15 protein-coding genes are annotated in these 19,490 nt (G+C 62.5%); 11 read left to right on the forward strand and 4 right to left on the reverse strand.

What is annotated here, in order from left to right; translation table 11 throughout:
- Nucleotides 1–3: 3 nt before the first annotated feature.
- The 6 genes from EB233_RS06445 to ftsH all read left to right on the forward strand — a co-directional run bounded on the left by EB233_RS06445 (nt 4) and on the right by ftsH (nt 8,122).
- On the forward strand, nt 4–1,161 hold the full coding sequence (locus EB233_RS06445) for a TonB family protein (protein WP_064991215.1): 1,158 nt from the start codon (nt 4–6) through the stop codon (nt 1,159–1,161).
- A gap of 38 nt (nt 1,162–1,199) precedes the next feature.
- Nucleotides 1,200–2,504 carry a Tol-Pal system beta propeller repeat protein TolB gene (gene tolB, locus EB233_RS06450; RefSeq protein ID WP_027055553.1) on the forward strand — a complete coding sequence of 435 codons (1,305 nt, stop codon included), beginning with the start codon at nt 1,200–1,202 and terminating at the stop codon, nt 2,502–2,504.
- Between the two features lie 248 nt (nt 2,505–2,752).
- Nucleotides 2,753–3,259, forward strand: coding sequence for a peptidoglycan-associated lipoprotein Pal (gene pal / locus EB233_RS06455; protein WP_027055554.1), 507 nt, complete (start codon nt 2,753–2,755; stop codon nt 3,257–3,259).
- 212 nt (nt 3,260–3,471) lie between these two features.
- Complete coding sequence (gene ybgF / locus EB233_RS06460) at nt 3,472–4,599, forward strand: tol-pal system protein YbgF (RefSeq protein WP_064991216.1); 1,128 nt, start codon at nt 3,472–3,474, stop codon at nt 4,597–4,599.
- A gap of 101 nt (nt 4,600–4,700) precedes the next feature.
- Complete coding sequence (gene tilS, locus EB233_RS06465; RefSeq protein ID WP_064991217.1) at nt 4,701–6,074, forward strand: tRNA lysidine(34) synthetase TilS; 1,374 nt, start codon at nt 4,701–4,703, stop codon at nt 6,072–6,074.
- Nucleotides 6,075–6,196: 122 nt separating this feature from the next.
- On the forward strand, nt 6,197–8,122 hold the full coding sequence (gene ftsH, locus EB233_RS06470) for an ATP-dependent zinc metalloprotease FtsH (RefSeq protein WP_027055557.1): 1,926 nt from the start codon (nt 6,197–6,199) through the stop codon (nt 8,120–8,122).
- Nucleotides 8,123–8,317: 195 nt separating this feature from the next.
- On the opposite strand, the gene EB233_RS06475 is transcribed toward ftsH, so the two are convergent.
- From EB233_RS06475 to EB233_RS06485, 3 genes are all read right to left on the reverse strand, one after another.
- Entirely contained in the window at nt 8,318–9,508 is a 1,191-nt protein-coding gene (locus EB233_RS06475; RefSeq protein ID WP_064990865.1) for an integrase core domain-containing protein, read from the reverse strand.
- Nucleotides 9,509–9,830: 322 nt separating this feature from the next.
- Nucleotides 9,831–10,283: a hypothetical protein gene (locus tag EB233_RS06480; RefSeq protein ID WP_064989854.1), complete on the reverse strand. Its 453-nt coding sequence runs from the start codon at nt 10,281–10,283 to the stop codon at nt 9,831–9,833.
- Nucleotides 10,284–10,526: 243 nt separating this feature from the next.
- Nucleotides 10,527–11,369 carry a hypothetical protein gene (locus EB233_RS06485; RefSeq protein WP_064989855.1) on the reverse strand — a complete coding sequence of 281 codons (843 nt, stop codon included), beginning with the start codon at nt 11,367–11,369 and terminating at the stop codon, nt 10,527–10,529.
- A 368-nt stretch (nt 11,370–11,737) separates the two neighbouring features.
- Between EB233_RS06485 and glmM the strand changes: the two genes are divergently transcribed.
- The 5 genes from glmM (at nt 11,738) to serA (ending at nt 18,312) form a co-directional block, all read left to right on the forward strand.
- On the forward strand, nt 11,738–13,090 hold the full coding sequence (gene glmM, locus EB233_RS06490; protein ID WP_027053867.1) for a phosphoglucosamine mutase: 1,353 nt from the start codon (nt 11,738–11,740) through the stop codon (nt 13,088–13,090).
- A gap of 256 nt (nt 13,091–13,346) precedes the next feature.
- Nucleotides 13,347–14,183, forward strand: coding sequence for an outer membrane protein (locus EB233_RS06495; protein WP_027053868.1), 837 nt, complete (start codon nt 13,347–13,349; stop codon nt 14,181–14,183).
- A 245-nt stretch (nt 14,184–14,428) separates the two neighbouring features.
- The gene (locus EB233_RS06500; RefSeq protein WP_027053869.1) at nt 14,429–15,211 is read left to right on the forward strand and encodes an outer membrane protein; all 783 of its coding nucleotides are present in this window, start codon (nt 14,429–14,431) and stop codon (nt 15,209–15,211) included.
- Between the two features lie 260 nt (nt 15,212–15,471).
- Nucleotides 15,472–16,647 carry a phosphoserine transaminase gene (locus EB233_RS06505; protein WP_064989856.1) on the forward strand — a complete coding sequence of 392 codons (1,176 nt, stop codon included), beginning with the start codon at nt 15,472–15,474 and terminating at the stop codon, nt 16,645–16,647.
- 63 nt (nt 16,648–16,710) lie between these two features.
- The gene (serA, locus tag EB233_RS06510; protein ID WP_064989923.1) at nt 16,711–18,312 is read left to right on the forward strand and encodes a phosphoglycerate dehydrogenase; all 1,602 of its coding nucleotides are present in this window, start codon (nt 16,711–16,713) and stop codon (nt 18,310–18,312) included.
- Nucleotides 18,313–18,367: 55 nt separating this feature from the next.
- On the opposite strand, the gene EB233_RS06515 is transcribed toward serA, so the two are convergent.
- Nucleotides 18,368–19,279 carry a DMT family transporter gene (locus tag EB233_RS06515; RefSeq protein ID WP_064989857.1) on the reverse strand — a complete coding sequence of 304 codons (912 nt, stop codon included), beginning with the start codon at nt 19,277–19,279 and terminating at the stop codon, nt 18,368–18,370.
- Nucleotides 19,280–19,490 lie beyond the last annotated feature (211 nt).

Raw genomic sequence — 19,490 nt, forward strand, 5'->3', positions numbered from 1 at the left:
GAGATGAAGACCGGCCTCACCACATCGGTGATCTTGCACACGGCGGTGCTGGCCTTTGGCCTGTTCACCCTGTCGGCGCCGGCTGCCCTCCCGTCCGCCAATGTCGAGTCCGTCGCGGTCGATATCGTGCCGATGGAGGCCATCGCGCAGACGTTGCAGGGCGACAAGAAGGCCGTAATGCATGAAAAGCCGGCGCCGTTGCCGACGCAGCGTCCCGACATCGTGCCGGCTTCGCAGAAGGTCGGCGAAAACAGCGTCGACACCGACAAGCCGATAACGCCGGAAGCCAAGCCGAAGCCCGTCGACACGACCTCGGCGCCGCCGCCCGCGCCGACGCCGAAGGAGAAGCCGTCGACAGAAGACGTGCCGAAGCCGCAGGAAAAGCCGAAGCCCATTCCAGCGACGGAAGTGGCGCCGGCGCCGGCGCCCAAGCAAGAGGTCAAGCCTGAGCCGGTCAAGCAGACCGAGCCCAAGCCGACACCGGCCAAGCCGACGCCGACCCCGCCGCCGCAGGACAAGACCGCCGCGATCGATCCGACGCCCGAGGTCAAGCCGGATGCCGTCGCCGAGGCCATAGCCAAGGATCCGCCGACCGAAGAAACGCAGCTGCCGAGCTCGGCGCCGGCGCCGGAAGCGCGGCCGAAGCCGCAACCGGCACAGGCCGAAAGCGCCAAGGCGCCGGATCGCAAGGATGCCGAGAAGCCGGTCAAGGAAGCCTCTTCCAAGCCGAAGTCCGACGACAAGCAGTTCAATGCGAACGAAATCTCGGCCCTGCTCGACAAGCAGAAGCCATCCGGCGGCGGCGCCAAGCGCTCGACGCAGCAGGCATCGCTCGGCGGTGAAAAGGACCAAGGTCAGAAGTTGTCGAAGTCTGAGCAAGGGGCGTTGGAAGATCAGCTCGGTCATTGCTGGACCCTTCCGGTCGGCCTCGAAGGATCCGAGGATTTCACTGTGGTCATCCGCTTCAACCTGGACGCCTCAGGCAAGCTGGAAGGCCGCCCGACTGTCGAAAAGTCCAGCGGCAACCCCCAATTCGACGCCAGCGCGGTTCGCGCCGTGCAGAAATGTGATGTTGCCGGATTGCAGGTTCCTGCGGGGAAGCAGGACATATGGTCCGACGTTCGCGTCAACTTCGATCCAAGAGCGATGCTTGGCCTTTAGCCTGAGCACCCAAAAATCAGCAAGAGAAGCGAGAAGACATGAAATCCATCCTCAAGCCGCTCCTGATGGTCGCCGCGATGGCGATGGGCATGAATGCTGTCGTCACCTTGCCTGCCCGAGCGACCCTCGAGCTCAACGTCAACAAGGGCAATGTCGAGCCGATGCCGATCGCCATTCCCGACTTCCAGGGAGGTCTTGGCGCGCAGATATCGGAGATCGTCACGGCCGACCTGAAGCGGTCAGGACTGTTTGCGCCGATCGACAAGGCCGCCTTTGTCGAAAAGATCACGAACCCCGACGCCGCGCCCCGTTATGAAGACTGGAAGGTCATAAACGCGCAGGCACTGGTGACCGGAAGCGTGAGCAAGGAAGCGGATGGCCGCATTCGCGCGCAGTACCGGCTGTGGGATATTTTTGGCAACACGCAGCTGGCCGGCGAGCAGTTCTTCGCCAACGACGCCAATCAACGCCGCGTTGCACACATCATCGCCGATGCGATCTATGAGAAGATCACTGGCGAAAAGGGCTATTTCGATACCCGTGTCGTGTTCATCGACGAGTCCGGCGCCAAGAATGCGCGCAAGAAGCGTTTGGCGATCATGGACCAGGACGGCGCCAACGTGCGCTATCTCTCGGACGGCCGCTCGATCGTGCTGACGCCGCGTTTCTCGCCGAACCGGCAGGAAATCACCTACATGTCCTATGAAAGCGGCCAGCCGCGGGTCTATCTGCTGCAGATCGAGACCGGGCAGCGTGAACTAGTCGGCAATTTCCCGGGCATGACCTTTGCGCCGCGATTCTCGCCCGATGGCCAGAAGGTGATCATGAGCCTGCTGCGCGACGACGGCAATTCCAACATCTTCGCCATGGACCTGCGCAGCCGCTCGACGACGCGGCTGACCAACTCGACCGCCATCGACACCTCGCCCTCCTATTCGCCCGACGGCAGCAAGGTGGTGTTCACCTCCGACCGCGGCGGGCGCGCGCAGATTTATGTGATGGGCGCCGACGGCTCGGGCCAGACCCGTATCTCCTTCGGCGACGGCGTCTATTCGACGCCGGTGTGGTCGCCGCGCGGCGACCTCATCGCCTTCACCAAGCAAACCGGTGGCGAGTTCCAGATCGGCGTCATGAAGACGGACGGTTCGGGCGAGCGCATCCTGTCTTCCGGCTTCCAGCAGGAGGGACCGACCTGGGCGCCGAACGGCCGCGTCTTGATGTTCTTCCGCGACTCCAATGGCGGCCCCAAACTGGTCTCGGTCGATTTGACCGGCCGCAACGAGCAGCCGATCCCGACCGCGAATTTTGCTTCCGATCCGGCTTGGTCGCCGTTGCTGGAATAGGTTCGGCTGAATTGCCACACATGCTGAAAAGGGGCCGTTTCGGCCCCTTTTCCACGCCTTCGTCGCGTTTTGGCCGCATTTCCGCCTAGGGTCCGCGCCAACTGTGGCCTTGGATCAAGAGGTTGCGGACGGGCAGCCTAAACCAAATTTTAACCGTGTTTCTTGAAAGCCGGTTAACCCAAACGTGGTTACTGGGTGATCAACGAAATCACTCAAATACGATCACTCGAATACGAAGGAGAGGCGGCATGGGCCGTATCGCAGCACTTACCAGAAACCCGGCCATGATCGCACTGGTGGCAGCGCTTGCCATCACCGGCTGCGCCTCGAAGAAGACGCCGAACAGCGCCGCCGACCTTGGCCTCAATGGCGCGGGTGCCGCAACGCCCGGCTCGGCGCAGGATTTCACCGTCAACATCGGCGACCGCATCTTCTTCGACACGGACTCGACCTCGATCCGTGCCGACGCCCAGCAGACGCTTTCGCGCCAGGCGCAGTGGTTGAACAAGTACAAGCAGTACGCCATCGTCGTCGAAGGCCATGCCGACGAGCGCGGCACGCGCGAATACAATCTGGCGCTCGGTGCCCGGCGCGCCGCCGCCACCCGCGACTTCCTGGTTTCGAAGGGCGTCGCCGGCGGCCGCCTGAAGACGATCTCCTACGGCAAGGAACGTCCGGTCGCGGTGTGCGACGACATCTCCTGCTGGTCGCAGAACCGCCGTGCGGTCACCACGCTGAGCGGTGCCGGTTCCTGAGTTGCCACGCGTCGGGAGACGCGAGCGCGCCGACTGGCAAAAATGCAACACAGCTTTGCGAAAGGCGGCCTCCGGGCCGCCTTTTTCATATCGTGGCACCCGAAACAAAATTTGGCCGAAGTCTCGCGCCCTGCTATGAGCCGAGGGCGCTTGGCTGGTCCCACCCTGGTTGGAAGGCGCGAAACAGACCAACGACACACGGCGAGAGGCACATGCATTTGAGATCGGTTCTGAGCGGCACGCTTGCGGCGCTGCTTCTATCAGGCTTCACCGCCCTGGCTAGCGGCTCGGGGGCTGGCGGCACAGGACAATCAACCGACAGCGGCTCTTCCTTCCATCTGCCCAGCATCGAATTGCCCGGCATTTTCGGGGATAAGAAAAAGCCCAACCAGGTTCAGATGGTGCAGTCCGACGCTACCGCCGTCACCAGCCTGGAAGACCAACTGCGGCAGATGAACGGCAAGATCGAGGAACTCAATTTCCAGGTCCTGCAGATGCAGGAGCAGATCCGCAAGCAGCAGGAAGACAACGAGTTCCGCTTCCAGCAGCTCGAGGGCGGCTCACAGGGAGGATCGCAAGGCGGACAGGCACCGGCGGCGCCGAAGAAGAAGTCCGACGCAACCACCGACACAAACACCAACGTGGCCGCGGCCCCGGCAACCCAGGCGCCGGCCGATGCCGGTGCCGCTGTCGGCAGCGATCAGTCGAGCGGCGGCAAGACCGTCGAGGACGTCATCGTCGAATCGCCCGATGGCGATCCCGGCAAGGTGATTCCCGGCAGGGGGGCGCCGGAGAAGACGTTTGGTTCCATCACCGTGGACAAGAACGGCAATGTAATCGACGCCGGCGGTAGCACGCAGTCGACCGCGCCGGTGCAAGATACAGCGCCCGCCACCGGCGCTCCGGCCAAGGCCGGCAAGTCCAATGGCACAATTGTCGCGGCGCTGCCCTCCACCAAGGACCCGGAAGAGCTTTACCGCAATTCCTATCAGTTCATTCTGTCGGGCGACTACGGCACGGCCGAACAGGGTTTTCGCGATCATATCGCGCGCTTCCCCCGCGATGCGAAGACGGCGGATGCGCATTACTGGCTGGGTGAATCGCTGCTTGGCCAGCAGAAATACCGCGACGCGGCCGAAGTCTTCCTCGCGGCCAGCAAGGACTACCCGAAGGCCAAGAAGGCGCCCGACATGCTCCTGAAGCTCGGCGTCTCGCTGGTCGGCCTCAAGCAACACGACGTCGCCTGCGCCACCTTCAGCGAAGTCGGCAAGCGCTACCCCGATATTTCCAATGCACTCAAGGAACGCGTCAAGCAGGAGAAGGCCCTCGCTGCCTGCTAGAGCGGTTCAGCTTTTGATGGACACGCCGAACCGCTCTAACTTATTGTTTCTACGCAATTCCGGACGGAAAACCGTCACGCACTTTTCCTGGAATTGCTCCAATGCTGGCGACTGAGCCCGAACTTTCGATCAGACTTTTCTCGCATATCGATTTTACCCACGGCGCAGTTGCGGCCGTGTCCGGCGGCAGTGACTCGACCGCCCTGCTTCTTCTTCTCAAACATTATCTCGACCAAACCTCGCCGTCCGCGAAACTGCTCGCTGTCACGGTCGACCACGGCTTGCGGCAGGCCTCGGCAAGCGAGGCACAAGCGGTGGCGAAGCTGTGCGCGGAGCGCGGTATCGCCCACCGCATCATGGTCTGGACCGGAGGAAAGCCATCGACCGGCCTGCCGGCGGCGGCGCGGGTAGCACGCTACCGGCTGCTGGCCGAGGCGGCGCGCGCGGAAGGTATCGGCCTGATCCTGACCGGGCATACATCGGACGACCAGGCCGAGACGGTGCTGATGCGGAGCGCACGCAATGAGGGCCGGGAGTCTGCCGAAATGGCAGGCCGTGGGCTTGCCGGCATGGCACAGGCCACGCTCCATGACTGGAGCGAGTGGATCGTTCGCCCGCTCCTGGGCACGCGGCGCTCGGCGCTTCGCGATTTCCTGCGGGACCAGCATGTCGGCTGGGCCGATGATCCGACAAACATCGACGAGGCCTTCGAGCGGCCGCGCGTGCGCGCCGCGCTTGACGGCGAAGGTGCCGAGCATATGCAAGATGTGCTGCGGCTTGCCGGCCAGGCCGCCGTGGAGCGCAGGGAGCTTGGCGCCGCCGCCGCCGATCTGGTCCGTCGCTTCGCCCGCCAGCCGGCCACTGGCCTCATGCGGCTCGATCCCGCCCTGCTCACCGCGCATGACGATCGGGCGGCCATCTACGCGTTGCGCATCCTGCTGGCCACCGCCGGGGGCGTTGCCTTTCTCCCGGACCAGGCGCGCAGCGAAGCGCTGTTCGATCGGTTGAGGGCTGGATTTCTTTGCGCCACATTGTCGCGGACCGTGGTCGATTTCCGGCGTGCCGGCATCTTCCTGCGCCGCGAAGCGCGGGGTCTGCCGCCCGCCGCCGCGGCCGTCGACCACATGGTCTGGGATGGCCGCCGCCGCATCACATTGCGCGACAGGTCGGACGCATTGTTGATCGCCCCGCTGGGCGCGGCAGCGGTGAAGCGCCTGGCGATCGACGACGGACAAACCCCGGCAAGCCTGATGCGCGCCGCCCTGGCCGGCGAACCGACATCCCGACAAGCCTTTGAGAACACGGGTTTGCCACCGCGAGAGCCAGGGCCGCCACCGTTTGCGGTGCGGCCGGTCGTGTCGCCGTTTTCCCGCTTTCTGCCGTCCTTCGACCTGGCGCCGGCGCGGGCCGTCGCCGAACTGATCGGCGCGTCACCGCTTCCCGCTTCGCCCTTCAGCGGCCACAGTGCCGGCTGATCATGGTCGAAAGCTTAACCCAGACATGCTGTTCTGCTTGGCAAGGGGAGACGCTCTCCCTATGTTAGGCCCAAGTTTCCTCTCATGATGCCGTCCGTCCGCGGGCGCCAACGGGACAATTGATGAATCCGAACTATCGCAACCTCGCGCTCTGGGCGATCATAGCGGTCCTGCTCATCGCTCTCTTCAATCTGTTCCAGACGCCGCAGACGCGCGGGGCTTCGAGCGATGTGCCCTATTCGCAGTTCCTGCAGGACGTCGCGTCCGGCCGGGTCAAGACGGTGACCATTGCGGGCGCCCGCATCACCGGCACCTACACCGACAATTCCACCGGCTTCCAGACCTATTCGCCTGGCGATCCGCAGCTGGTCTCGCGGCTGCAGGACAAGAATGTCACCATCAATGCGCGGCCTGAGACCGACGGTTCCAATTCGCTGTTTGGCTATTTGATCTCCTGGCTGCCGATGATCCTCATCCTCGGCGTCTGGATATTCTTCATGCGCCAGATGCAGTCCGGATCCGGGCGCGCCATGGGTTTTGGCAAGTCGAAGGCCAAGCTTCTGACCGAGGCGCATGGCCGTGTCACCTTCCAGGATGTCGCCGGCGTCGATGAAGCCAAGGAAGACCTCGAAGAGATCGTCGAATTCCTGCGCGATCCGCAGAAGTTCCAGCGGCTCGGCGGCAAGATTCCACGCGGCGTGCTTTTGGTCGGCCCTCCCGGCACCGGCAAGACGCTGCTTGCCCGCTCGGTCGCCGGCGAAGCCAACGTGCCGTTCTTCACCATTTCGGGTTCGGACTTCGTCGAGATGTTCGTCGGCGTCGGTGCATCGCGTGTGCGTGACATGTTCGACCAGGCCAAGAAGAATGCGCCCTGCATCATCTTCATCGACGAAATCGACGCCGTCGGTCGCCATCGCGGCGCCGGCCTTGGCGGCGGCAATGACGAGCGCGAGCAGACGCTGAACCAGCTGCTGGTGGAGATGGACGGTTTCGAATCCAACGAAAGCATCATCCTGATCGCCGCCACCAACCGTCCCGACGTGCTCGATCCGGCGCTGTTGCGTCCAGGCCGTTTCGACCGCCAGGTGGTGGTGCCGAACCCCGACATCGTCGGCCGCGAGAAGATCCTCAAGGTGCATGTACGCAACGTGCCTCTGGCGCCGAACGTCGACCTCAAGGTCGTGGCGCGCGGCACACCCGGTTTCTCCGGTGCCGATCTGATGAACCTGGTCAACGAATCCGCGCTGATGGCGGCGCGGCGCAACAAGCGCCTCGTCACCATGGCCGAGTTCGAGGATGCCAAGGACAAGATCATGATGGGTGCCGAGCGGCGCTCGTCGGCCATGACCCAGGCCGAGAAGGAGCTGACCGCCTATCACGAGGCCGGGCACGCCATCCTGGCGCTCAACGTGCCGTCGGCCGATCCGCTGCACAAGGCCACCATCATCCCGCGCGGCAGGGCGCTCGGCATGGTCATGCAGTTGCCGGAAGGCGACCGCTATTCGATGAGCTACAAATACATGATCTCGCGTCTCGCCATCATGATGGGCGGCCGCGTCGCCGAGGAGTTCAAGTTCGGCAAAGAGAACATCACCTCGGGCGCTTCCTCCGACATCGAGCAGGCGACCAAGCTGGCGCGCGCCATGGTTACGCGCTGGGGCTTCTCCGACAAGCTCGGCCATGTCGCCTATGGCGACAATCAGGAAGAGGTCTTCCTCGGCCATTCGGTGGCGCGCACGCAGAACATCTCGGAAGAGACCGCGCAGATCATCGACGCCGAAGTGCGCCGCCTGATCGACGAGGCCTATTCGACGGCGAAATCCATCCTGACCAAGAAGAAAAAGGAATGGATCGCGCTGGCGCAGGGTCTGCTCGAATATGAGACGCTGTCGGGCGACGAGATCAAGCAGCTGATCGCTGGTGAAAAGCCCGCGCGCGACCTCGGCGACGACACCCCTCCGAGCCGCGGCTCGGCCGTGCCGAAATCAGGCCGCCGCAAGAAGGGTCCCGAGCCCGAAGGCGGCATGGAGCCGCAGCCATCGAGCTGAGCAGGAGATGATAGAGTTCAACAAACGCTGCGGCTTTGTCCGCAGCGTTTTTGTTTGTGGGAGCATCGCTGGTGGTTCGCCCAGCCAAGGGTTGACCAATTGTTGAAGTCGGCGCCGCCCCTCATCGCCCTGCCGGTGTCCAGCCGATAGATGGGTACCAGTTTGAACCGGATACATGGGTAACAGTTCTCCCCCTTATGATGGGTTCGCCGCCGCGCCAGGCGGTTTGGTTGGTGTGGCGCTTCGGCGAACCAGTTTCATGTGCTTGTGGTCGATGAAGCCGAGCGGATGGGCATAGAAGCGCATCGCCCATTCGCCGTTCTCAGTCTCTTCGATGGCAATCGGCTCGCCTGCCAGCGTGGCCGAGACGTAGATTTCGGCGCCCTGCCATTTGACGGCGCCGTTCTGGCGCACGCTGCGCACCGCCGCCTCGGCCGGATAATCCGGCTCGGGGGGCTTCCTGGGCATGGGACGGGTTGAGGGACAATAATGCTGTGATGGGGTGCCCATGCCAAGCGCCTCGTGCGGGCGCTCTTCATTGTAGCTGCGCCGGAAGGCCTCGAAGGCCTGGGCTTGAGCCGCCCTGTCGGCCTCCGGTGCCTTGGCCATCGGCAGCATGGTCAAATGGAAACGCTCATGGCGCCCGTTCTGCTGCGGCTTGCCCGGTTGGATGCGCTCAAGGGCGATGCCGAGCTTGATGAAGCGCGCCGCAAGCGGCGTCAGCCCGGCGACGCCGGCCGACGCAAATGGCGAGCCATTGTCGCTTCTGAACCGATCCGGCAGGCCGTTCTCCTCAAACAACCGCTCAAACACAGGCCAGGCTTCTTCATCCGCCGTCGAGCTTGTTGCCTCGAGCCCCAATAGGTAGCGGCTCGACACATCCATCACCGTCAGCGGTTCGCAACGCCATCCGTCGCGGGTCCGGAACCAACCCTTGTGGTCCCCGGTCCACACCGCGTTCGGCTCCGAAGCTTCCGGCCATGGCCCATTGCCTGCCGCCTTCCAGCGTTTGCGCCTACGCCCCACAAGTCCATGCCGCCTCAGAATCTCACCGGCCGTCGAGACCGCAGGCCAGCCGCAGCAGGGCTCCGCTCGCTTGAGCCTGGCCATGATCTTCTTGGGCCCCCACAGCGGGTGGATCTCCTTCATAGCCACGATCCGCCCCACCAAATCCTCGGCCGTCGCCCGGCCGTGATTGAGCGGCGCTCGCGGCCGATCGTGCAAACCTTCCGGACCAAACTCCCGATAACGCCCTAGCCATTTGTAGCCGCTCTTGCGCGAGATGCCGTAGGCCGCACACAGCTGCGTCATCGTCTCCTCGCCAGAAAGGCAGTCCACAACAAACCGGAGCCGCTCATCCATGATGCCAGTCTCTCGCCAAACCATCGCCGGTCCTCCCGGCGGACAAGAAAACTGTCACCCATCTAATCAGTCCATTCTGTTACCTATCTATCCGGTTCGGACACCGGGCATTTCTCCCCGTATAGTGACGGGGAGAAAGCAGTAGCCGCAACGCCGGCGCCTCTTCTGCAACCTTGGTGATTGGCGAAACCATCGATGGAAGCGTCCCTCTCCCCGTCACTATACGGGGAAAGGATGCCGGCAGGCAGGTGAGGGGCGGCGCAAACGCGTGTAGATCGCTCGGCAAAGAAAAAGCCCGCGAACCTTGCGGCTCGTGGGCCTTTCTTTGTTGAGCCATTGCTGCCGATCAGGTCTTCAGCCGTGCATTGCAGAGGCTGTAATAGCCGCCGCCCTTCTGGATCCAGCGAAGGCCGTTCAGCGTACCTGCGTCCTTGTTGCCGTGGTAACCCTGCAGGCAGGTCTTCATCCGCGCCTTTGCGGGTTTTTCGGTCTTGAACTCCGCGGCGAGGGTGGTCGGGAATGTCACGCCCGCTGGCGCTACCGTGGGGGCGACCGCCGCGCTGGTTTCCTTTTTCGGCTGCGGCTCGGTTTTGACCGCGTCCGCGCTGACACTGTCCGCAGCTGATATCGCGCATTTCTCCTTGCGGAAAGCGGTCCAGTCCATGCCGTTCAGAGTGCCGCCTTCCTTGGCTGCTCGATAAGTCTCTCCGCATTCCTTCATCGTCAGTGCGCTTGCAGGGGCGACGCCCCACGCGACAAATGCCGTCACGGCCAATATCGCCAACTTCAAAATGGACATAAGACCCTCCTGGTTGATAACGAGTTCGACGTCTTTTTGTATACTGTTTGTTCCCTATATGTTCAATCGGAATCTTTGCGAGTTACTTATAAGGCCTGGCGGCGGGAAGTGTGGGCGGGTTGATGATGTCGGTCGCTCCCGCCAGATGCAGATGCGGGCAGGGGCCGCAGGCATCTTCGGGCAATAAAAAAGGCCCGCGCACCTCACGGTGCACGGGCCTTCGTTCTTCGAATAATTAGGCGATCAACCCTTCAGCTTGGCGTTGCACAGGCTGTAGAAGCCGCCGCCCTTCTGGATCCACTTCAGGCCGCCAAGCGCATTGGCGTCCTTGAGGACATAGTATTGGTCGAGGCAGGTATGCATGCGGCCCTTTCCGGGGGTCTCGCTGGCATACTTCGCCGCGATCGCGGACGGGAAGGTGACGCCCTTGGGTGCAACCGTCGTCGGCTTTGCCGGCTCCTTGGTGTAATTCGCTTCGCTCGGAGCAGGCACGCTATCGTCATCCGACGCGGCAGCGCCGCATTCTGCCTTGCGGAAGTCGTTCCACTTCATGCCCTTGAGCGTGTTCGCCGTCTTGGCAGCCTGGTACTTGGTGCTGCACTCGGCCATGGTCAGGCCCTTGCCGCTGTCGGTGGCAGCGGCAGCGGCAGCCTTGGTGGTTGCCGGCTTGGTGGTGTCGGCGGCGGCGGATGCGCCGGCGCCGCATTCGGCCTTGCGGAAGTCGTTCCACTTCTGGCCGTTCAGCGTGCCGGCAGCTTTCGCCGCCTGGTACTTGGCACTGCATTCCTTGGCCGTCAGGCCCTTGGCGGTGCTGTCAGCCGCCGCGGCCGCAGCCTTGGTGGTCTTGGCCGGCTTGGTTTCGGCAGCCTTTGTCGTGGCCGGCTTGGTGTCCGTGGTGGCAGCGGCATCGGTGCCGCATTGCGCCTTGCGGAACTGGTTCCAGGTCGCCCCGGCAAGTGTCCCCGCATCCTTGGCTGCGTTATACTTCGTGCTGCATTCGGCCATCGTCAACGCGTTGGCTGGCGCAGCCAGGAACAACGTCGCTACGGCGAGGCCGGTCAGAGTGGCAAGTCGGTGGATGAGCATAGCGTTTCTCCGTTGCTGCAGCCCATTATACGTCCCGCCGAATCAATAACGCTCAACGATCGGTTGCGCCAGATGCTAAGTGAGGTATATCTCGCCCGAAGCGCGGTCCTCCCGATAAGGTGATGAAATCATTGTTCCTTACCGGGTCAAAAACAAGATTTTCCGCGTGCATCTGCGTCGAATAGCTCGCAGAACTGGTATATTGCCGCGCCGCGGTGGCATCATGCTAGGCTGCAGCCTAGTTGTGTGCACTGCACAACAATGATTTTCTAAGGATTGGTAACATATAATCACACAATGTGATCGTGGCGCATCGGCCAATTGTGGCATTAGATGCCGGCAAAGAACCGTCAGGGAACCCAACTAGCATGGCAGGGAATTACTTCGGCACGGACGGCATCCGCGGGCGCGCCAACAAGTTTCCGATGACTGCTGAGATCGCCATGCGCGTCGGCATGGCCGCCGGGCTTTCGTTTCAGCGCGGCAGCCACCGCCATCGCGTCGTTCTTGGCAAGGACACCAGGCTTTCCGGCTATATGATCGAGAACGCCATGGTCGCCGGCCTCTGCGCCGCGGGTATGGACGTGTTCCTGCTCGGCCCGATCCCGACGCCGGCCGTTGCCATGCTGGTGCGTTCGCTGCGCGCCGATATCGGCGTCATGATCTCGGCGTCGCACAACCCCTATTACGATAACGGCATCAAGCTGTTCGGGCCGGACGGCTACAAGCTCTCGGACGAGATCGAAGAGCGTATCGAGAGCATGCTCGACAAGGATATCGAACTGGCGCTCGCCGATTCCGACGGGCTTGGCCGTGCCAAGCGCGTCGACGGCGTGCATGACCGCTACATCGAATTCGCCAAGCGCACCTTGCCGCGCTCGATGTCGCTTTCGGGCCTCAGGATCGTCGTCGATTGCGCCAATGGCGCGGCCTACAAGGTGGCGCCCGAGGCGCTGTGGGAACTTGGCGCCGAAGTCGTGGCCATCAATGTCGAACCCAACGGTTTCAACATCAACAAGGAATGCGGCTCGACTCATCCGGCCGGCCTGCAGAAGAAGGTGCATGAAGTGCGCGCCGATATCGGCATTGCCCTCGACGGCGATGCCGACCGCGTCGTCATCGTCGACGAGAATGGCGCCATCGTCGATGGCGACCAGATCATGGCGCTGATCGCCGAGTCCTGGCAGCAGAGCGGACGGCTCGCCGGCGGCGGCGTGGTTTCGACGGTCATGTCCAATCTCGGCCTGGAACGCTTTCTCGGCGACATGAAGCTGCAACTGCACCGCACCAAGGTCGGCGACCGCTATGTCGTGGAGCATATGCGCGCGCATGGGCTCAATGTCGGCGGCGAGCAATCGGGCCACATCGTGCTGTCGGATTTCTCGACCACCGGCGATGGCTTGGTGTCGGCGCTGCAGGTGCTGGCCTGCATCAAGCGCCAGGGTCGTCCGGTCAGCGAACTGTCGAAGAAGTTCGAGCCGGTGCCGCAACTCCTGAAGAATGTCCGCATCGCCGGCGGCAAGCCGCTCGAGGAAGCTCCGGTCAAGGCCGCCATCGAGGATGCACGTCACCGTCTCGGCAAGGCCGGGCGGCTGGTCATCCGGCCATCCGGCACCGAGCCGCTGATCCGTGTCATGGCCGAGGGCGATGATCCGCAACTGGTCGAGGCCGTCGTCAACGACATCGTCGAGGTCATTTCGGAGACCCGCAGCGCCGCCTGATCAATGGCGCGCCCGAAGGGCGTCACGCGTCAAACCGTCTGGTTGCACTCAAGCCCGCCCTTCCGGCGGGCTTTTTCGTTGGCCCGAAAACCAATGCAGGGCTGTCGAAATCATTCGCGGATCTCTCGAAATCTAGAGATTCGTGGTTAATCGACAGGGTTAAACGCCTTTTAACTTTTGCAATTCATTATCCACGCCTGAAAGCCAGTCTCATTCGGACGCGATCGCGTTTCGAGGGTTCCTAGGGGTGACAAGCATGTTCAATACAGCAAGAAAGGCCCTGTTCGCGTTGCTGTTCGCGGGCATGGCCTGGCCAGTCTTCGCAGCCGACCTGCCCGAGCCGCAGGTCGAAGAAGCACCGCCGCCGGTCTATGAGCAGCCGGTCGATGTCGGCGGTTGGTATATCCGTGGCGACATCGACTATCACAAGTCAGATGTGAGCGGCATCGACTACTCGACCTATTCTCTCGATCCTTGCAACTGCGGTAACATCCTGGTTGGCGGCAAGAGCTTCGACTACGCCAAGCTCAAGGGCGGCTTCTCGCTCGGCGCCGGCGTCGGCTACAAGATCAGCGATCATCTGCGTGCGGACGTGACCGCCGACTACTGGTTCAAGTCGAATTTCAACGGCGGCACCTCGGATCTCGTCACGACCTCGACCGAAGTGTCGAAGATGAGCGCCCTGCTGCTGCTCGCCAATGCCTATGTCGATATCGGCACCTGGCACGGCATCACGCCCTATGTCGGCGCCGGTATCGGCGGCGCGCGCGTCAAGTGGGATACCGTCTACGATCCGAACACCACCGAGACCAATCCCGGTGCATCCAACTGGCGGTTTGCTTATGCTCTGATGGCCGGTGCCTCCTACTGCTTGACCGACAAGGTCATCCTGGATGCCGGCTATCGCTTCTCCCATATCCAGGGCGGTCGCATGTTCGAATGGGATGTCAGCAGCGCCGGTCCTGGCTTCGACCGTGGCATCAACACCCACGAAGTACGCGGTGGCCTGCGCTATCAGTTCGGCGGCAACAATGGATGCGCGGCACCGGTCGTGGCCTACCAGCCCGAACCCGAGCCGATCTACACCAAGTAAGACTCTCCATCGAGTGGTCGCGAACCGCCCGGCTCAGCCGGGCGGTTTTCGTTTGAGCCGGCGCCAAATCAAACGCCTGGGGGCCAAGGTCATTTCGGGCGCCGTGCATTAGCCGAAATGAATTCGCTAACGCTCTGTTAGCCTTAACCGCGACTTAACCACTATGGTTAACAATGCTTCCTGAAACGACGGCTGCTGCGTTGATTGTTGATTGCAGATGTCGCCAAATCCGGGAGTCGGGGATCATGACACTCACATCGCGTATTGTGCTGGCGCTTGCCGGATTCGGGCTTCTGCCGCTGACATCCGCACTCGCCGCCGACTACGATCCTCCGATCTATGCCGACCAGGCACCTGACTATGTACCGGTCGAGGTCGGTTCGGGCTGGTATCTGCGCGGCGACGTCTCCTATCTGGTGCAGAAGAGCTTCAAGAATGGGGATTTCACCTTCCCGTCGGTGATCAACAACGAAAACTTTAACGAGAGCGAAGACGCAGTTTTCGCGAGCGTCGGCTTCGGATATCATTTCAACGATTACCTCCGCGCCGATCTCAACTTCGGCTATCTGCCGGGCAACAATGCCAGCTTCAGCTATGACGATTCAGCGGTCGTCGTACTGCCGACATTGCCGACCCAGGGATCGGGATCGCTGAAGAACTACGCCTTCTCCGGGATACTCAACGGCTATGTCGATCTCGGCACATATGTCGGAATCACGCCTTATGTTGGCGCCGGCGTCGGCTTTGTCCGCAGTTCGCGGAAGCTGTCGGCGACTTACACGGACAACAATAACCCCGCCAACAGTTTCAGCCTGCAGGACAATGCGACACAATACTCCCTCGCCTATACGTTGAATGCGGGCCTTGCCTACCAGGTGACGAAGAACGTCTCCGTCGATCTGGGCTATCAGTATTTCTCCGCCCCGAATGCCGAATATGTGACGGCTGAAAGCCTGACCTCATTCCCGGTCAAGAAGGGGATCAGCAATCATCAGGTCAAGCTCGGGCTGCGCTACGATCTCTGGTAGGCCAGGGACACGCCAGCTCTTGGCGGCGGACCCCGGCGGTCCGCCGTTTGCGTTTGAAGTCAGGCGATCCTTACCGCGGCGCCTTCTCTGTTCGATGCATGTCGTCGTCCCCAACCGTCGCGAATTTTTTCGGCAGCATGCATCCCGTATTCCGGCTGCGACAAAAACTTTCCTCTTGACGCCCGAGGCCTGAACGCATATCGCCGTCCGTGGGCCACCCCTCCCCAACGAGGGGCCACTATCTGGAAGGATAGACCACGATGACGACGCATACGAAGCCCGGACTCCGTCCGGCAAACCCCAATTTCTCCTCAGGTCCCTGCGCGAAACGCCCCGGCTGGTCGGTCGAGGCGCTCAAAAACGCTGCGCTCGGCCGTTCCCATCGCGCCAAGATCGGCAAGACCAAGCTCGAACAGGCGATCGAGCTGACGCGCGAAATCCTCCAGGTTCCGGCCGACTACCGCATCGGCATCGTGCCGGCGTCGGACACTGGCGCTGTCGAGATGGCGCTATGGTCGCTGCTCGGCGAACGCGGCGTCGACATGGTCGCCTGGGAAAGCTTCGGCTCCGGCTGGGTCACCGATGTGGTCAAGCAGCTGAAGCTCGCCGATATCAGAAAGATCGAGGCCGGCTACGGCGCGTTGCCGGATCTGGCCAAGATCGATTTCGACCGCGACGTGGTCTTCACCTGGAACGGCACGACGTCGGGCGTGCGCGTACCGAACGGTGATTTCATCCCGGCGGATCGCAAGGGACTGACCATCTGCGACGCCACTTCCGCCGCCTTCGCGCAAAAGCTCGATTTCGAAAAGCTCGATGTCGTCACCTTCTCCTGGCAGAAAGTGCTGGGCGGCGAGGGCGCGCATGGCATGCTGATCCTGTCGCCCCGCGCTGTTGCACGGCTGGAGAGCTACAAGCCGTCATGGCCGCTGCCGAAAATCTTCCGCCTGACTTCGGGCGGCAAGCTGATCGAGGGCATCTTCAAGGGCGAGACCATCAACACGCCGTCGATGCTGTGCGTCGAGGATTATCTCGACGCGCTGCATTGGGCGAAGTCGATCGGCGGCCTTGATGCGCTGGTCGCCAGGGCGGACGCCAATGCGGCTGTCCTCGATGGCTTTGTCGACAAGTCCTCGTGGCTCGGCCATCTCGCCGTGCAGCCGGCGACGCGGTCAAACACCTCTGTCTGCCTGTCTTTCACCGATGCTGACGTGGCGGCGCTCGACGCCGACGGACAGGCGGCTTTCGCCAAGGCACTGGTCTCGGCGCTCGACAAGGAAGGTGTCGCCTACGACATCGGCTCCTACCGCGACGCGCCTCCCGGCCTGCGGATCTGGTGTGGTGCGACGGTCGAGACCTCCGATCTCGAAGCGTTGCTGCCCTGGCTCGACTGGGCTTTTGCGGCCCAAAAGGCGTCGCTCAAGGCTGCGGCCTGAGATTTCTGTGGCGGCCCTCAGGCCGCCCATTCCCTGGATCAATCCAATTTGAAGGAGGTCGCCATGGCGCCCCGCGTTCTCGTCTCTGACAAACTCTCTCCCACCGCCGTGCAGATCTTCAAGGACCGCGGCGTCGAGGTCGACTATCTGCCCGACCTCGGCAAGGACAAGGAAAAGCTGCTCGAAGTGATCGGCCAGTATGACGGCCTCGCCATCCGCTCGGCGACCAAGGTCACCGAGAAGCTGATCAACGCCGCCACGAATCTCAAGGTCATTGGCCGCGCCGGCATCGGCGTCGACAATGTCGATATCCCGGCGGCGAGCCGCAAGGGTATCATCGTGATGAACACGCCTTTCGGCAATTCGATCACGACGGCCGAACATGCCGTGGCGATGATCTTCGCGCTCGCCCGCCAGATCCCGGAAGCCAACGCCTCGACCCATGCCGGCAAGTGGGAGAAGAACCGCTTCATGGGCGTCGAGATCACCGGCAAGACGCTGGGCGTCATCGGCTGCGGCAATATCGGTTCGATCGTCGCCACGCGCGGCGTCGGCCTGAAGATGCATGTCATCGCCTTCGACCCGTTCCTGTCGGACAAGCGTGCCGAGGAGCTCGGCGTCGACAAGGTGGAACTCGACGAGCTGTTCGCCCGCGCGGACTTCATCACGCTGCACACGCCGCTGACCGACAAGACGCGCAACATCATCGATGCCGCGGCGATCGCCAAGATGAAGAAGGGTGTGCGCATCATCAATTGCGCTCGCGGCGGGTTGATCGTCGAGGCCGATCTGATCGCGGCGCTGAAGAGCGGCAAGGTTGCTGGCGCCGGCATTGACGTGTTCGAGGTCGAGCCGGCCGAACAAAACGAGCTGTTCGGCATGGAAAATGTGGTGGCGACACCGCATCTCGGCGCCTCGACGGCGGAGGCGCAGGAGAATGTCGCTTTGCAGGTCGCCGAGCAGATGTCGGACTATCTGATCAAGGGTGCGGTCTCCAACGCCATCAACATGCCCTCGATCACGGCGGAAGAAGCGCCGCGGCTGAAACCCTTCGTCAAGCTGGCCGAAGTGCTCGGCGCCTTTGTCGGCCAGGTCACCGAGGATCCGATCAGCGAGGTCGAGATCCTGTTCGACGGCTCGACCGCGACGATGAACACGCGCGCGCTGATCAGTGCGGCGTTGGCCGGGCTGATCCGGCCGCAGGTCGCCGACGTCAACATGGTGTCGGCGCCGATCATGGTGAAGGAGCGCGGCATCATCGTCGCCGAGGTCAAGCGCGACAAGTCGGGCGTGTTCGACGGCTACATAAAGCTGACCGTCAAGACCGAGCACAGGACGCGCTCAATCGCCGGCACCTGCTTCTCCGACGGCAAGCCGCGCTTCATCCAGATAAAGGGCATCAATCTCGACGCCGAGGTCGGCCAGCACATGCTCTACACCACCAATGCCGACGCGCCGGGCATCATCGGCCTGCTCGGCACGGTGTGCGGCGAGAACGGCGTCAACATCGCCAACTTCCAGCTTGGCCGCAACCGGCCGGGCGGTGACGCCATCGCGCTGCTCTATCTCGATGCGCCGTTCCCGGAAAAGGTGCTGGAGCAGGTGCGGGCGCACAAGTCGATCGACTCGGCCAAGCGGCTGCAGTTCGATGTCGGCGCGGTGTGATTCACGCCCTTCGTGAAGATCCAAAGGCGCGGCCCTGGTCGCGCCTTTTTGCTGCTCAGCGTGTCCGGGTTGGTGATCGCATCGCCATCTTGCGCCCACTGTATTCGGCAAGCGTGATGCCGCCCAGCACGAGGACCAGCGCCAGCGCCTGATAGAGCTGAAACGTCTCGCCGACGATCAGCACCGACAGCAGCGTGCCGAAGATCGGTACCAGATTGATGAACAGGCCGGCACGGTTGGCGCCGATCAGCTCGTTGCCTCTGATGTATGTTATCTGCGAGACAACCGAGGCGCCAATGGCGGTGTAAACGATGACCGCCCAGCCGCGTGCGTCGGGCACGATGACCTTGCCCGCAGCGACCTCCCACAGCAAGAAGGGCAACGAGGTGATGAGCGCGGCGATAGACATCGCCAGCATCAGGCTCTGCCAGCGCATCACCGGCTTCAGCCGCAGCCCAACCGAATACAGGCTGTAGAGAAGCACGGCGATGAGCATGATGGCGTCGCCGAAATTGAGCTCCAGCGTCAGCAGCCGGCGCGGGTCGCCGTGGCAAGCGGTCAGGACGACGCCGGCAATGGTCAGCACGACGCCTGCAATCTGCGCCCAGTTCACGCGCAGGCGGAAGAAGATGAAGTTGGCGACGATGATCAGGATAGGTATCGCCGCCTGTTCGATCGAGACGTTGATGGCGGTCGTGTAGTTGAGTGCCGAGTAAAAGATCACGTTGAACAGCGTAAAGCCGCTGGCGCCGAGTGCCGCCAGGACGAACCAATGCCTGCGTACCACAGGCCAGTCCTCCTGGATCGTGCGCCAGCCGATCGGCAGCAGGATCGCCACCGCCAGCGCCCAGCGTAGGAAGACCAGCGTCATCGGCGAGACGTGATCGACCGCAAGCTTGCCGGCCACCGAGTTGCCGCCCCACAGCAAGGTGGTGAGCAGCAGCAATATGTAGGCGTTTCGATGCATCGCTGGTTCCGGCCGCGGTGGATACGCTGCGGTGTTTGCCGGCCTATTGCCGCCGTCAGCCCAAGTAAATGATGTCAAAGCCGAAAATTGTTGTGCCTCAGCGCATTTTCGGCGGCAAAGAAAGGTCGCACTCGCGAGGTCTTGACGCTATAGAGGCCTGTCGTTTCGAACCATATCCAAGCCGCTCGGCGGCGTCTCAAGGGAAAAGAAA

The organism is Mesorhizobium erdmanii (assembly GCF_013170725.1).
GTDB classification, from domain to species: Bacteria; Pseudomonadota; Alphaproteobacteria; order Rhizobiales; family Rhizobiaceae; genus Mesorhizobium; species Mesorhizobium erdmanii.

Coding starts and splice junctions, on each gene's coding strand:
- tolB (WP_027055553.1), top strand. CDS start 1,200: ATGAAATCCATCCTCAAGCCGCTCCTGATGGTCGCCGCGATGGCGATG.
- EB233_RS06515 (WP_064989857.1), bottom strand. CDS start 19,279: ATGCATCGAAACGCCTACATATTGCTGCTGCTCACCACCTTGCTGTGG.
- glmM (WP_027053867.1), top strand. CDS start 11,738: ATGGCAGGGAATTACTTCGGCACGGACGGCATCCGCGGGCGCGCCAAC.
- tilS (WP_064991217.1), top strand. CDS start 4,701: ATGCTGGCGACTGAGCCCGAACTTTCGATCAGACTTTTCTCGCATATC.
- pal (WP_027055554.1), top strand. CDS start 2,753: ATGGGCCGTATCGCAGCACTTACCAGAAACCCGGCCATGATCGCACTG.
- EB233_RS06505 (WP_064989856.1), top strand. CDS start 15,472: ATGACGACGCATACGAAGCCCGGACTCCGTCCGGCAAACCCCAATTTC.
- EB233_RS06475 (WP_064990865.1), bottom strand. CDS start 9,508: ATGGTTTGGCGAGAGACTGGCATCATGGATGAGCGGCTCCGGTTTGTT.
- ftsH (WP_027055557.1), top strand. CDS start 6,197: ATGAATCCGAACTATCGCAACCTCGCGCTCTGGGCGATCATAGCGGTC.
- EB233_RS06445 (WP_064991215.1), top strand. CDS start 4: ATGAAGACCGGCCTCACCACATCGGTGATCTTGCACACGGCGGTGCTG.
- serA (WP_064989923.1), top strand. CDS start 16,711: ATGGCGCCCCGCGTTCTCGTCTCTGACAAACTCTCTCCCACCGCCGTG.
- EB233_RS06495 (WP_027053868.1), top strand. CDS start 13,347: ATGTTCAATACAGCAAGAAAGGCCCTGTTCGCGTTGCTGTTCGCGGGC.
- EB233_RS06500 (WP_027053869.1), top strand. CDS start 14,429: ATGACACTCACATCGCGTATTGTGCTGGCGCTTGCCGGATTCGGGCTT.
- EB233_RS06485 (WP_064989855.1), bottom strand. CDS start 11,369: ATGCTCATCCACCGACTTGCCACTCTGACCGGCCTCGCCGTAGCGACG.
- EB233_RS06480 (WP_064989854.1), bottom strand. CDS start 10,283: ATGTCCATTTTGAAGTTGGCGATATTGGCCGTGACGGCATTTGTCGCG.
- ybgF (WP_064991216.1), top strand. CDS start 3,472: ATGCATTTGAGATCGGTTCTGAGCGGCACGCTTGCGGCGCTGCTTCTA.